We start from the raw sequence: 13,639 nt of genomic DNA on the forward strand, positions 1-13,639 counted from the left end.
CGTCGATGCCGCTTGGCGGCATCGACGCCCGGGATACGGTAGCCATCGTCATCGAGTACCTGCCGTGTTGTCAGTGAGACGGGAACGACGGCCGCTCGCAAGCGAGCGGCCGTCCAAGGCGCCGACTAGACGGAGTATTCCTGGCTCTTGAAGGACAGGTGCTTGGTGCCTTCCGGCGCGTTGGCGATCTTCCGGATGTTGCCCCAGGTCTGCTTGTAGTTCGGGATCACGAACTCATTGACGCCGGCCGAGACGACGTTCCCCTGCACGCCGGTCGGATAGGCGAATAGCATGAAGGCCTGCTTGCGCTTCGCGGACGGGGTTGGGTAGGCCATCGCCTGCGTCGATCCGTTATCGTTGAAGACCTCGACGAGGTCCCCCGGCTTCAAGCCGAGCTCCGCCATATCGTCCGGATTCAGGTCGATGAACGGATATGGCAGGCGATCCATGACGAAGTCGTCCTGCTTGTCGAGGTAGGCGCTCTGCCAGACGAGGTTTGCACGGCCGTTGTTGATCAGGAACGCGAACTTGTCCTTCTCGGCCTGCTTGCCGGCAGCCTGGAGCCCGCGCCATTGCGTCTCCATGAAGGTCGCCTTGCCGTCCTTGCCGCCGAACTTGCCATCGGCGAACAGGCGTTTGGTGCCCACGATCTTGCCGTCCGCGAAGCCCGTCGCCGGCTCCTGGAAGCCGTTGGTGCCCATCGCCTTCAGCCTGGCATAGGTGACGTGCTCACCGCCCTTCTCATGCTTGGCGTAGCCGTCCATGAAGGCGTCTTCCTCGGTCTTCCAGTCGAAGCCTTTGAAGTTGTCGGCGACCTGCGCCATGCCCATCTCGCGATACACGCGCTCCATGTGGTTGGCGATGCGCGCGGCGATCAGGCAGTCCGGCATAGCGCGGCCCGGGGGGTCCATGTAGCGCTCGACGAGGCGCATGCGGCGCTCGCCGTTCATCGAGGTCAGGTTCATCTCCCCCGACGTTGCGGCCGGCAGCCATACATGGGCGGCCTGTCCGATCTGCGTCGGCACGATGTCGACATCGACCGCGAACAACCCGCCCTTCTTGATGGCATCCACGATCGCCGTGACTAGCGCGGCGCGATCGCCGAACGGCACCGAGTCCATCGCCTCCTTCACGATGTCGGTGCGCTTCTTGTAGTTGCGCTTGAACTGATGCGCGTTGAGCGTCGTCTTGTAGTGGTCGCAAGCCCAGATGTGATGGACGCCGCCCTTGCCTTCGAGCAGCAGCTTGTCGACATAGGCCGACGGACGACCGACATGGGCGTCGGAGGGCCGCGAGTAGCCTTCCTGGTGGCCGCCGAGGCGCACGCAGCCTCCACCCGGCCGGCCGATGTTGCCGGTGGCGAGCGCGACGTTCACGAGAGCGCCATTGGTGCGGTAGTTGTCGTTGCCCCAGATCAGGCCCTTCTCGTAGGCGAACATCGTGCGGCGGCGGGCATTCCCCTCCTTCGGCATCGCGATCCATTCCGCGGATTGCCGGATCTGGTCGACGGTCAGTCCCGTGAGGGTCGCCGCCTGCTGGAGTGAGGTCTTGTTGGCGGCGACCATCTTGTCGAAGCCGTTGGTGGAGGCTGCGATCAGCGCCTTGTCCGTCCAGCCCTTCTCCGCGATGTAGGTCATCCAGGCGTTGAACAGGGCGAGGTCCGTGCCCGAGTTGATCGCGAGGTGCATCACGTTGTCCTTGCCCGCCTCGACCTCGCAGGCATTCACCGTGACGGTGCGGCGCGGATCGACGATGACGATCCGTGCTGCCGCATGGGCCTCGTTGGGCAGCTCGGCCTTCTTCTTGTCGAGGGAGGTGCCGCGCAGGTTCGGTACCCAGTGGTTGAGGAAGTAGTTGGTCTGGGTCTCCAGCGAATTCGCGCCGACCATGACGATCGTGTCGGCGAGCTGGGCGTCCTCGTAGCAGTTGTTGAGCTCGCCGATGCCCATGTCGCGGGTGGCGTGGACCTCGGAGTTGTAGGCCGGCCGGTTGTGGATCCGGATGTTCTTCACCTTCATGGCGCCGAAGTAGAGCTTCCCGGTGCCCCAGGTGTTCTCGTAGCCGCCGCCGGCGCCGCCATGGTCGAAGGCGGAGACGAACAGGCCGTCCTCTCCTTGCTCCTTGACGACCTGGCAGGTGACGCGGGCGACGAGGTCAAGTGCGTCATCCCACGACGTCGGCGACATCGTGCCATAGCGCCAGACCATTGGGTCGGTCAGCCGCTGGGCCTGCGTCGAGCGCGCCTCGGAGAAGGAGGTCTCGGCCATCCGCGCCCCGCGGATCGAACCTAGTCCCGAGTTCACCGAGCAGCCCTTGTCGGGCATGATCACCAGGTGGACGTCCTTACCGCCCTGCTTGACGATGTTGTACATCGACGGGGAGTACCAGGCGCCGCTGTCGGCGCCCTCCTGCTTCGACAGGTCGGCCTTGAACTTGTTCTGGCCGGGCTCAGTCCCGCCCTGCTTGTTGATGTCCCAGGTGTAGGCCTTGTAGCCGCAGCCGACGATGCAGAAGTGGCAGGTGACGTTGTGCTCCTTGGCGTCCGCGGGGACGATCGGGAGACGGTCGATCTGGCGCTTGTAGGTCATGGTCGATCCTCCCTTCAGAGCACGTTGGACAGGCGGCCGTAGAGGAGCTCGTCGAGTCCCTCCGCCACGATGTCGCCGTTGGCTTCGACGCGAAGCGCATATTGCGGGAGGTTCTGGGTCGCCTGGCCCCAGATCTGCTGGCCGCCGGCCTCACAGTCGAAGCGCGAGTAGTGACCGGGGCAGTTCAGGGTCTTGTCGGTCGCGTTGAATGCGAGCGGGTAGCCCTTGTGGGGGCAGAGCGTCGCGAACCCGACGATGTCGCCGTCGGGGCCTACGCCCCCGGGGACGCGCTTGCCGAGCTTGAGCAGGACACCAGGCGCGTCTGCGTCGGGATAAGAGACGTCCTTGGGCTCATTGACCTTCAGCTCAGCGACGGTGCCGAGACGGTTGACCGGATAATCGACACGAGCGGAAGCAGGCTTGGCCTGAGCCGAGCCGGGGACCATCGTGGTCGCCGCGGCCCCTGCCGCGGCGATGCCGGCTCCTGAGAGGAAACGGCGACGGCCGATATCGACCATCAGATCGCATTTCTTCATCGCGTGTCCTCCAGACCTGCTTCTTTGGGCTGGAGGACTGCAGGGGCCGTGCCGACCGAGGCTGGGTTTAGAAATGTTTTAATTTCAGAGACATGGGGCGAACGCCGCCCGGTGCCGTGTTCGGATTTCCGAACATGTTGCGCCCGCGAAAGTCCGGATATCCGGTCAGGAGGCCGGCGCCGGGATTCCGTGGCGCCTCATCTTTTCCCACAAGGTGGTTCGAGAGACTCCCAGGACCTTCGCGGTTGCCTGAACGGCTCCGCCATTCTCCGCCAAGACGCGAACGATGTACCGGCGCTCGGCTTCGTCCCGCACCCCTTCCAGTCCCTCGCGCATTCCTACCGCCATCATGGGGGCCAGATCAGGGAAAAGGTCCCCGGGCATGAGGAGAGGTCCATCTCCCAGAGAGAGCCCTCTCTGCACGCGGTTTCGAAGTTCACGGACGTTGCCAGGCCAACTATGGGCAAGCGCGGCTTCAAGCGCCAAGGCGCTCATCCCATGGATGCGGTCGCCCGACTGCTCCTCGAACTCCGAGAAGAAGCGGTCGATAAGCCAGACGATATCGTCGCTGCGGTCTCGAAGTGGCGGGAGCGGCACGTTGACGACGTTGATGCGATACAGGAGATCCTCCCGAAAGCTCCCAGCCTTCACCTTCGCAATGAGGTCTGCGTTGGTCGCGCAGACGATGCGGGCCTTGAATGGCAGGGCCTGCTCGCCCCCGACGCGGGTGAAGGTGCGGTCCTCAAGCAGGCGCAGCAGCTTGGCTTGGAGTCGCGGCGCCAGGTCACCGATCTCGTCGAGGAAGAGCGTGCCCGTGCCGGCGCGCTCGGCGTATCCGGCATGGCGCCCCTGAGCCCCCGTGAATGCTCCTTTTTCGTGACCGAAAAGCTCGCTCTCCATCAGCTCGGCCGGTATCGCCGCGCAGTTCACCGCCATGAAAGGGCCGGCTCCATGTCCCCGGGACGCATGAAGGAGACGTGCGCAGACTTCCTTGCCGCTGCCCGTCTCTCCTGTGAGGAGGACGGGTGCACTGACCGTGGCCAGGCGGAGCAACGTGCGCTCAACGGCGCGGATCGCAGGCGATACGCCCAGAACACCCTGCCCATCCCCTTCAAAAGGATCGACCAGCGTCTCGAGTCGCTCCAGGAAGGACGTCATGTCGAAGGGTTTGGTGACGTAGTCGCCCGCCCCGCAACGCATCAGCCGAACCGCCTGATCGATTTCGCCAAACGCGGTCATGAACAGGAACGGCGGTGCACCTTCGGACTTCACGGCTTCGAGGAAAATGTCTTCGCCGGCACCGTCAGGCAGCTTCAGGTCGCAGATCACGGCGTGATGGCGGCGGCGCGCTAGTCCCGTGACGGCCTCCGCCTTAGTCCGCCACCAGGTGACTTCAGCACCCTCCAGAGCGAGCCGCTGCACCAGCGACTCCCCCATGATGGGATCGTCCTCGATGATCCCTATCGACCGGCGGTCAAGCGACATCGCGCAACTCCTCGGCAGGCGTTAGCGGAATGACGACCCGGACAAGCGAGCCTCCATCGAGTTGGGTGTCGATGACGGTACGTCCGTTGAGATCATGGACCAGCCTGTGGGTCATCCACAAGCCGAGGCCCGAACCTGTACGGGAGTGAATGGGAGGCGGGCGGTCGGCCTCCCCCGTCAGCACAGACCGCGCCTCTTCATCGAAGCCGGGTCCGCAGTCGAGCACTTCGATCACCAGATCGCCGCCGACAACTGCAGCCTCGAGCCGAACCTGAGAGCCTAGCGAAGAGACCTGGATGGCGTTCAAGAGAAGGTTCAGGACGACCTGCCTGATCGCGGAAGCCGGAAGAGGTAAATCTGCCTCGAGATGGTTTCTCCAGTCGAGCCTTAGGGACCTGCGCTCGATCTCAGGGCGGATCAGGAGCTTGAGGTCGTCGAGATCGGCGGTGACGAGGTTTCGGGGGTTGCGATCGGCCCGATACACAGTCAGCGCGGACCGAACAACGTCGCGGATTCCCTTCAAACCACGCTCGATCAGATCGAGAGACGAGCTTCGAACGTTTGGCTTGTCCCCGTGACGCTTCAAGGTGTCGATCGCGTTGAAGAGCCCTCCGAGCGGGTTGTTGATCTCATGGGCCATGCCCGATGCGAGCCGGCCTAGGCTCGCCAGCCGTTCCTCGTTCGCCAGTTCCTTGGCGATGACCTCGCGGTCATTGACGGCTTCCGCCATGACGTTGAAGCGCCGAAACAGCCGCCCGAATTCCTGGGTGGAGGCGGCAACGGCATGTGCCGGGATCGGCTGGACGGTGCCGGCAACGCCGAGGTCAAGGTGGCGGGTGAGCGTGCGTAGAGGCCCGAGCATCCACCGGATCACCCAGTATCCGAACGCTGCCAGGAAGACAGCGATCGCCGCATTCGTCCCGATGAGCGTTCGTAGGACGTCAGCGCGTTCACGCAGGAGATGACTGACATCGTAGTCGACATAGATCGCGCCGATGCGGCGTCCTTGATAGATGAGGGAGCGCCTGGCGAAGGCCCGCGCCTTGTCGATGTCCACGATCAGCGAGCTGTCACCCTGAAACGCCTGGTCCCTACCGACCTGCTGGCTAAGGACCGGAGCGAGCTTGGGGACGCTGGCGGCGAGGGTTTGGCCCTTCGCGTCGACGACGACGATGGTCGCGCGACCAAAGCCGGCTTCTAGGCTGGCTCCCCGATCGATGGCGTCGAAGATCTCCCAGATGTCGTCCCTTAGGACATGGGGGATCAGAGTTGCCGCCAAGCCGTTGAGGTAGATCGTGGACAAGGCTGACAGGTGCCGCTCCTGCGTTTCACGCAGGCGAGAAAGGACCGCGTTCGTCATCACGATGCTGACGACGAGCATGAAGGCTGCCACGAAGAGTGGCGCCTTGAATGCGAGCGACCAGCGCCTTGGATCGAGGGACGATGCCTTCATCCCAGCGTCCTCACCAGATCGACGCGGCTTGCTATGCTGTCGAACAGGGAGGGGTCGCCGGGCGCGAAACCATCCAGGCGAAGCAGGTTGAGGACCTCACGGCCGACACGGTCTTGCGGCATGCCCCAAAGGGCCTGACGCAGCCTCGCTATGTTGTTGCTGCTGGCGTTTTCCCTTGCCGTGGCGATCGGCGGGAAGCCCATCCAGTCCGAGCGCCAAGCCGGCCTCGTCTGACGCGTGAGGGCCGCTTCGGTTTCCGTCATGACCTCCCAAACGTACCCGTCAACACTGCCGGACTGGGCGAGGCCTGCGGCTACGGCTCGAACGACGTTGCGATGGCCATAGGTGAAGAACGTTCGCTGGAAGAAGTCCTGCGGCTTGACTCCGTTCTCGGCCAGGAGCGCGCGCGTTACGAGGTAGCCGGAGTTCGAGTCCGGATCGGAGAAAGCATGGATGTCACCGCGCAGGTCGCTGATCGTGGATGCCTCCCGCCCTTCGGATACGATCAGGTAGCTCTGATATGTTGTCTTACCGCGCCATATCGGCACGGCCACAAGTTCCAACTCGCGGCGGTATGCGACGAATGGGAATCCGCAGATCCAAGCGGCGTCGAGAAGCCCGGACAGAAGTTGCGACGTGATCTCCTGATAGGTCCGCTTGAGGACGAGTTGCACCTCGGTCCCCATCGCAGCGCTGAGATATTTCTGGAGCGCCTCGAGCAGATCGAGATCGGAGTTGAGGAAAACGGGCGTCAGGCCGAACCGGAATGGCTGTGCAGCGCGGACGGTGGGAGGGTGGGCGGTCACCATAAGGCCCGCCAGCGCCGCGAGCGTATCCCGGCGCGAAAGTCGGCGCGTCCTTTCTGGCGATAGTCGGTGAAGACCGAGCAACACCTAAGACCTCCCGGCCTGTCCGACCTGATTAATCTGGGCCGTAAAGAAAGGTCCGTCAATCGACGGTGTTTGATGGTCTTGCCTTCAACTGGCGGTAACGCCCCGTGTCACTTAGGAGTCAGGAACGAGCTACAGAACGCAGAGCCATTAAGGATATCGGTAATTTCATCTGCGTTCGGCGTCCGCCCTGCCATGATCGTCACAGAAGCCGAATCAGGGCCGACACGACGCGATGTACATTACGCCTGCCGCAACAAGTCTCCCTCCGCCTGCCTCGATTTTCCAGGAGGCAGAGCGCTTACGCTTCGACAGCCTCGAGCTCGATCATCTCGAAAAGCTGGAAGCCGAGCGCCTTGGACGAAATCTGTCGCGGATGCGTTTCGCTGAGCAGCTGCTTGGAGAGCATGGTCATGGTACATTGGCAGACGCACTTCTCACCATGCGGAATAAGTGCACTGACCTCGGATCGGACCCAGGCTCAGATTCAGGCATCCGAGCCCTGTTGTGGAGCCTGAAGACCGACCCGCAGCATGCCAGCTACGCTGCGAAGATTGGGACCGTATACTCTTCGATCAGCGACATGGTGTGTCAACAAGCGTGGTCGCGTTTCCTAAAGTGTTGGGAGGTCTGGTCCAACGTCGCATCGCTGCATGACCATCGGCTCGTTTCGATCGGAATTAGCCGTCGACCCGATATCGCGATGGTCCCTTATAAGCGGGCGCTGGATGAACTCCGCGACCGGGTCGTCGCACGCGTCCGACCCTACGCGAACTGGTATTCCTGGCAGCTGGATATCAGCGTCGCCAAGAATAACCGGCATCCGCACTACCACCTCCTTTGCATCATCCCGAGTGACCTCGCCGAGGCCTTCTACGATGACATCGGGGACCTCAGGTTCGGCGTCTTCAGAGGCGGGGAAGGCCTTATGGACGTCGGGCACTGTGATTGGCAGGAGGGTGACCGCCGCCGCAAGCCATTGGACCTGGCCGACAGACAGGAGGCCTGGATTATGGCGCTGGCCTACGTCACGCGGGTCTTCACTGAGCGGGACATGCCGCGCTGGACTTGTGCTCCAACGCTTAGCTGCCCGCTCGAAGTTGAAGACTACAGGGACCAGATAGGGCGAGCGTGGGATCAGGCCCTACCCAGGATATTCGAGGTCAACAGCGAGCAGAAGGCTCTCGGCGCGAGGAGAATCGCCCTGCTCCTCAAAGATGACACGCGGCGACGTGTTATCAGCTTTCGTCAGTCCAAGGCCTGGCGCGCTACGCCAACAGCACAGGCTCCTGTGCACAAGGCAGCGGGAGCGACAGTTTCGCCGGTTGTATCCGACATCAGCCACTTCCCTCTTACGCCCATACAGGCAGCGCCTCATGAGACACCGTGTGGCGCCGCATATCTTTCTCTTCTCGATGAACTTGGTTCATCTCCTGAACATGGTTCACTGGATTTCGCGCAGGAATTGGAACGAAACCTCGAACACGGCGGCGGCGCGGACGACGGCTCTTTCCCTTCAAGGGTTGTTAAGAAGGGAATCAAGCAACAGCGCGGAGGGCGCCCACGAAAGACGTTTTCTCAGCAGGCGGTGCTGGTTGCCCTATGTGAAAGAGGATCGGTTGTCGCGGCGGCCAAGGCTCTCGGCACATCGAGAAGACTGATCAGCGAAGTCCTGCAAGACGCCGGGGTTGCGTCCCCGCCGCGAGGGCGCCCAAGGCGTGACCGACAAGCGGTGCGATAGACGCCGATGGCCCTGCAAAGCACAGCGTCAAGTGTCGAGGATATCTCACTTGCCCCAGGTACCTATTTCAGCCCTAAGCGGCCACCTTCGCTCCTCGAAGATCGAAACTCATTCCGTCGTCGGAGCCTACGACGAACCTTGAGGCGGTTCAGACCCGTCTAGATAAGCTGACAGCGACATTGGCGTTAAATCAAGGAAGAATGGTCGAGTTTGAAATGGGATGCCGTCGTGACCGCGTCGGCACCGTCATCACCGGACGTAAGCGGCAAGCTCATCGGGCGTTCCGTTGGGAAACGCGTCTTTTAAATGATCAAGGAATGCCGAAACGCGAGCGCTCAGTAGCCGTCGTGTCGGATAAAGTGCCCACAGGGCGATCTCAGGTCCTTCCACATCACCCCAGTTCACCAGCGTGCCGGCGGCGAGATCGTGACTGACGAGCGACACCGGGAGACGCCCGGCGCCAACTCCCATCCTTACGGCATCGCGTACCATGACGAGCGACGATAGGCTCAGAACCGGATTAACGGCGATCCTGGATTTTGCCGTCAGCGTCGTCACGCTCCACGCTTCGCCTTGGCGGGCTGGTCCGCGCACGACGGCCGTGACGGCCGAGCCATCCGACGGCCGCGCCAGACCCGGGCTCGCCACCACCATAAGCCGGTCACGGAGGAAGACCCGTCCGACAAGGCTTTCATCGGGCTCGGGGTTGACCCGGATGACGAGGTCATAGGCCTCCTCGATCATATCGACGGAGCGGTCCTCGGTCGTGACCTCGAGCCGCACCTCTGGGTATTTGAGCGCAAAGCCCGCGGCGAGCTTTCCCATCGCGGTTTGCGAGAAGAGCAAGGGCGCGCTGATCCGCAACCGGCCGCGCGGTCTGTGTCCGCCCGAGGCGATCGCCGCGGCCGTCTCGTCGAGTTCGGTCAGCAACTGGCCCGTCCGCTCGAAAAGCGCCCGTCCTTCCTCGGTCAGCTTCAAGACACGCGCCCCACGCTCGAACAGGCGTAGGTCGAGGCTCGCCTCCAGTTCCGACACGCGACGGGAGAGAGTCGCCTTCGGCCGACCTGCGGCGCGCGAGGCTTTGCCGAAGCCACCATAGCGGGCGACCAAGTTGAAATCGGCGAGGGCGAGGAGGTCCATATGTTCCACCAGCGAGACGGTCTGTCCAGATATAGCGTCTATGGCAGCGGATGTGGATCGCTAAGTTCGGGTTAGCCAGACGGCTCAACCTAGGAGTGACCCCATGACCATCCTCGTGACCGGCGCGACCGGCAATGTCGGCCGTAACGTCATCGAACAGCTCGTCAAGCGCGGCGCCGATGTGCGCGCCCTCGTCCGGGATCCCGTCAAAGCCAATTTCCCGGCCGGCGTCGCCGTCGTCCAGGGCGATTTCCTCGATGTCGACTCGCTTCGAAGCGCCATGTCGGGCGTCTCGACGCTGTTCCTGCTGAACGGGGTCGTCGCCGACGAATACACCCAGGCGCTGATCGCCCTCAACGTTGCCCGCGAGGCCGGGATCGAGCGGATCGTGTACCTCTCGGTGATCCACAGCGACGTCTATGTGAACGTGCCGCACTTTGCCGGCAAGTTCGGCGTCGAGCGGATGATCGAGCAGATGGGTTTGAATGCCACCATCCTGCGCCCGGCCTACTACATGGACAACGAGATCACGATCAAGGACGTGGTCACCGGCTACGGCATCTACCCGATGCCGATCGGCGACAAGGGCCTCGCCATGGTCGACGCCCGCGATGTCGGCGAGATCGCCGCCATCGAGCTGATCCGGCGCGAGCAGTCCGCGACGCCGCTGCCGCTCAACCGCATCAACCTGGTCGGCCCCGACACGCTGACCGGTGCAGGCGCCGCCGCGATCTGGAGCGACGTGCTCGGCCGCGCGATCGCCTTCCCCGGCAACGACACCGCTGCGTTCGAGCAGAACCTGCGCCAGTTCATGCCGAGCTGGATGGCCTTCGACATGCGCCTGATGGCCGAGCGCTTCCTGACCGACGGCATGCTCCCCGAGAGCGGCGACGTCGACCGCCTCACCACCCTGCTGGGCAGGCCGCTGCGCTCCTACCGCGACTATGTCGCGCAAATCGCCGGCTGACATCCGCGATTCCAACCACACCGACAAGGACCATCGTCATGATCTATTCGACCGCCACCGTCCCGGTGAATCCGGCAGGCGAAATCCCGCTCACCCGAGAGCAGGTCTGGAAGGGCCTCGAGCTGAAGGCCCGCGACGCGCGCCTGTTCCTGCCGCCGGGCTTGTGTACCCGATGCCACGTCACAGAGGAGAGCGCGACGCACTTCGTCCGCGAGGCCACGATCGCCGGCGCCGACCTGCGCGAGATCATTACCCTCGAACCGCAGCGCAAGATGACCTTCTTTCAGGCCACCGGGCCGCGCGAAGGCGCGATCGTCAACGAACTGTTCGAGGATGAATCCGGCGCGCTGCAGCTGAAATTCTACTGCTATCTAGGACTTCGCGACAAACAGCCCGGCGGCCCCGAGGAACAGGCCGAGCAGGCCCAGTTCGACAGCGACAAGGGCTACAAGGCCGCCCTCCTGTCCACGCTGAAACGCACCCGCGAGCTGCTCGCCGAGGGAAAGCTCTGACCCTGGTTTCCCATGGGCCAGCACCGATGTCTGGACCATCGTCATCACCGCGCCAGCTCGGGAACGGCCTGGCGACTGCGCGCGCACGGCGTCTGCATGATCCTAACCCCCGCTGTCGCTTCGGCGGCTCACCAGGCGATCTGCGGCGTCTTCAGCCCCCCATCCTCTGAGAAAGTTGGCAGCCCGTTTAACATTATCTTGGGTGTCCATCGCCCGAGCGGCCCTCATCACGGATGACTGAGGAGCCTCAATAGCGAAGCTGTGTCTGGCTGGGCTATCGCGGTCGCCAAAGTTAAAGACCGAACTGAGAGTCATTAGCGCGAACAAAGTGCAGTCTTCCAACTTTAAGTCGAATACTTCATTGTTATGGTGTGCATACAGAGATATAGAGATCTCGAATGAATATATATCCTGATTTAGGGTGACCATGACGATAGTGGATTCTGGGGGTATAGACTGGATGGAAATATCGCCCAAAAGTATATTTTTGGCGGCTTCGTAGAGTTCATTAACATGTACGCCTTTGAATCTCGCGTTGAATATTTTTTCCATACGAAGTTTCATGGCTCCGCTGATTAGCCATTTAACGCTACCGGGTTCCGCGAACTCCTGATATTCACCATCCATTGGTGTGTTTTGTTTAGTCTCTATCTGCGATTCCCATAAGATTGTTTCCGGATCTTTCAACCCGGTGGCGAAACGCCATGCGGAGCGCATGGCATCGTGTGCCGCTTCATCCGCATGCTGGCGAGACGAGCTCCAGCCTATCCAGGTGAAATACGGTTCGCTATCCTCTTTCCGTCCAAGGAGGACTCTATGAAATTGTGATGTCATCCGCGTTCCTTTTCGTTCAAAGAGGGAACGTAGGCTCAACAAATCAAGCAGTTAATACCGCTTCCCAAGCTGAATGTCGTCGGTTCGATCCCGATCGCCCGCTCCAACTCCCCTCTCCTGACGAACTGCGATGAAGCGGCGGCGTGTTGGCCGGCCTTGGCCCGTCAAAGCAGCGCCCGCAATTCCTCCTTCTTGACCTTGCCGGTCGCCGTCATCGGCAAGGCCTTGACCAGCCTGATCTCGGGCACCTTGTAGCCGGCCATGCGCTCGCGGCACCAGGCCGAGAGCGTCGCTTCGTCCAGCCCCGTCGCCTGTTCGCCCAGCACGATGAAGGCGACCGGCACCTGCCCGCGCTCGGCGTCTTCGCGTCCGATCACGCCCGATCCGGCGATATCGGGATGCTGGCCGAGCATGGCCTCGATCTCGGCGGGGAAGACGCTCATGCCCTTGACCTTGAGCATCTCCTTGCGGCGCCCGAGAAAGTGCAGATAGCCCTGCTCGTCGATGACGCCGATGTCGCCCGTATGCAGGAAGCCGTTGCGGATCGCCTCCGCGGTGGCTTCGGGCTTGTTCCAGTAGCCCTTGAACAGCGAGGGCGTGCGCACGCAGATTTCGCCGGTCTCGCCCAGCGGCATCAGCGCGCCGCTGTCGAAATCACAGATCTTGAAGTCGGTGCCGGGCACCGGCAGCCCGACGAAGACCGGCTGCGACAGGAGGTCGAAATCGTCCTGCTGCAGGCCGATGGTGAAGCTGTCCATCGTATGGGTTTCGGTCATCCCCCAGGCGGCTTCGATCATGTCGGCCCCCGTGAGTGCACGCCAGCGGGCCCGAAAGTCCGGATTGAGCTTCTTCACGAAGGAGGAGACGCGCACCTTGCGCAGCGAACTCAGGTCGAAGGACGGCGTCCGGGGATGGTCGAGAATCTCCACGGCGTTGTCGACGAGCAGATAGGCGAAGCTCGCCTTGTAGCGCTCCGCCGCCGCCATGAAGCCGACCGCATCCCAGCGCGCCATCAGAACGACGGTCGCGCCCGCCACCAGCGGGAAGAGCAGCCCGGTATCCTCGCCGGCGATCCAGAAGATCGGCACGAAATTGAGCACGACATCATCGGGCGACAGCTGGAAACTCGCCGCCAGCGATGTCCCGGCGGTGTAGAGCATGTCGCGCTGGGTGTGGATGCAGCCCTTCGGCATGCCCGTCGTGCCGCCGGTGTAGTTCAGCGCCGCGACCGCATCCAGATCCGGCGCGACCGCGGGAGCCGGCGCCTCCACCCGGGCCAGCGCCGGCAGCAGGTCGATGGCATCGTCACAGGCGATTTTGGGCTGCAGCAGCGCAGGGGGCACGGGAAAGCTCGGTGCCGCGGGCAGCATCTCGGCGAGGCTCGTGACGAAGACGGCTTCCACCTGCGCCTGGTCGCGCACCTGCCTGAGCGTCGGCATCAGGCTATCGAGGCAAAGGATGGCCCGCGCGCCCGTATCGTTGAGTTCATAGGC

Annotated in this window: 11 protein-coding genes; 3 read left to right on the plus strand and 8 right to left on the minus strand. The window is 62.8% G+C overall.

Features of this window, described 5'->3' with window-relative positions; all coding sequences use genetic code 11:
* Nucleotides 1-125: 125 nt before the first annotated feature.
* The 5 genes from Q8M82_RS21480 to Q8M82_RS21500 all read right to left on the minus strand — a co-directional run bounded on the left by Q8M82_RS21480 (nucleotide 126) and on the right by Q8M82_RS21500 (nucleotide 6,955).
* On the minus strand, nucleotides 126-2,588 hold the full coding sequence (locus tag Q8M82_RS21480; protein ID WP_305693332.1) for an arsenate reductase (azurin) large subunit: 2,463 nt from the start codon (nucleotides 2,586-2,588) through the stop codon (nucleotides 126-128).
* A 14-nt stretch (nucleotides 2,589-2,602) separates the two neighbouring features.
* Nucleotides 2,603-3,124 carry an arsenate reductase (azurin) small subunit gene (locus tag Q8M82_RS21485; protein WP_305693333.1) on the minus strand — a complete coding sequence of 174 codons (522 nt, stop codon included), beginning with the start codon at nucleotides 3,122-3,124 and terminating at the stop codon, nucleotides 2,603-2,605.
* Between the two features lie 165 nt (nucleotides 3,125-3,289).
* Complete coding sequence (locus Q8M82_RS21490; RefSeq protein WP_305693334.1) at nucleotides 3,290-4,609, minus strand: sigma-54-dependent transcriptional regulator; 1,320 nt, start codon at nucleotides 4,607-4,609, stop codon at nucleotides 3,290-3,292.
* A complete protein-coding gene (locus Q8M82_RS21495; protein ID WP_305693335.1) occupies nucleotides 4,599-6,062 on the minus strand; it encodes a sensor histidine kinase in 1,464 nt (487 codons plus the stop codon). The genes Q8M82_RS21490 and Q8M82_RS21495 overlap by 11 nt, the downstream gene beginning before the upstream one ends.
* Nucleotides 6,059-6,955: a substrate-binding domain-containing protein gene (locus Q8M82_RS21500; protein ID WP_305693336.1), complete on the minus strand. Its 897-nt coding sequence runs from the start codon at nucleotides 6,953-6,955 to the stop codon at nucleotides 6,059-6,061. The genes Q8M82_RS21495 and Q8M82_RS21500 overlap by 4 nt, the downstream gene beginning before the upstream one ends.
* Nucleotides 6,956-7,655: 700 nt before the next feature.
* On the opposite strand from Q8M82_RS21500, the gene Q8M82_RS21505 reads away from it, so the two are divergent.
* The gene (locus Q8M82_RS21505) at nucleotides 7,656-8,693 is read left to right on the plus strand and encodes a hypothetical protein (RefSeq protein ID WP_305693337.1); all 1,038 of its coding nucleotides are present in this window, start codon (nucleotides 7,656-7,658) and stop codon (nucleotides 8,691-8,693) included.
* Nucleotides 8,694-8,942: 249 nt separating this feature from the next.
* Here the strand turns inward: Q8M82_RS21505 and Q8M82_RS21510 are convergent, their stop codons facing one another.
* Nucleotides 8,943-9,833 (minus strand): LysR family transcriptional regulator, encoded by an 891-nt coding sequence (locus Q8M82_RS21510; RefSeq protein ID WP_305693338.1) that lies wholly within the window; start codon nucleotides 9,831-9,833, stop codon nucleotides 8,943-8,945.
* 103 nt (nucleotides 9,834-9,936) lie between these two features.
* On the opposite strand from Q8M82_RS21510, the gene Q8M82_RS21515 reads away from it, so the two are divergent.
* The gene (locus Q8M82_RS21515; protein ID WP_305693339.1) at nucleotides 9,937-10,800 is read left to right on the plus strand and encodes an SDR family oxidoreductase; all 864 of its coding nucleotides are present in this window, start codon (nucleotides 9,937-9,939) and stop codon (nucleotides 10,798-10,800) included.
* 38 nt (nucleotides 10,801-10,838) lie between these two features.
* Nucleotides 10,839-11,312: an SRPBCC family protein gene (locus tag Q8M82_RS21520; protein ID WP_305693340.1), complete on the plus strand. Its 474-nt coding sequence runs from the start codon at nucleotides 10,839-10,841 to the stop codon at nucleotides 11,310-11,312.
* Nucleotides 11,313-11,414: 102 nt separating this feature from the next.
* Here the strand turns inward: Q8M82_RS21520 and Q8M82_RS21525 are convergent, their stop codons facing one another.
* Both Q8M82_RS21525 and Q8M82_RS21530 read right to left on the minus strand, forming a co-directional pair.
* Nucleotides 11,415-12,146, minus strand: a complete 732-nt coding sequence (locus Q8M82_RS21525) for a hypothetical protein (RefSeq protein ID WP_305693341.1) — start codon at nucleotides 12,144-12,146, stop codon at nucleotides 11,415-11,417.
* Nucleotides 12,147-12,310: 164 nt separating this feature from the next.
* Nucleotides 12,311-13,639 (minus strand): AMP-binding protein (locus Q8M82_RS21530; protein ID WP_305693342.1); only part of this gene is annotated, 1,329 nt, incomplete at its 5' end.

This window comes from Allobosea sp., assembly GCF_030694325.1.
Classification (GTDB): domain Bacteria; phylum Pseudomonadota; class Alphaproteobacteria; order Rhizobiales; family Beijerinckiaceae; genus Allobosea.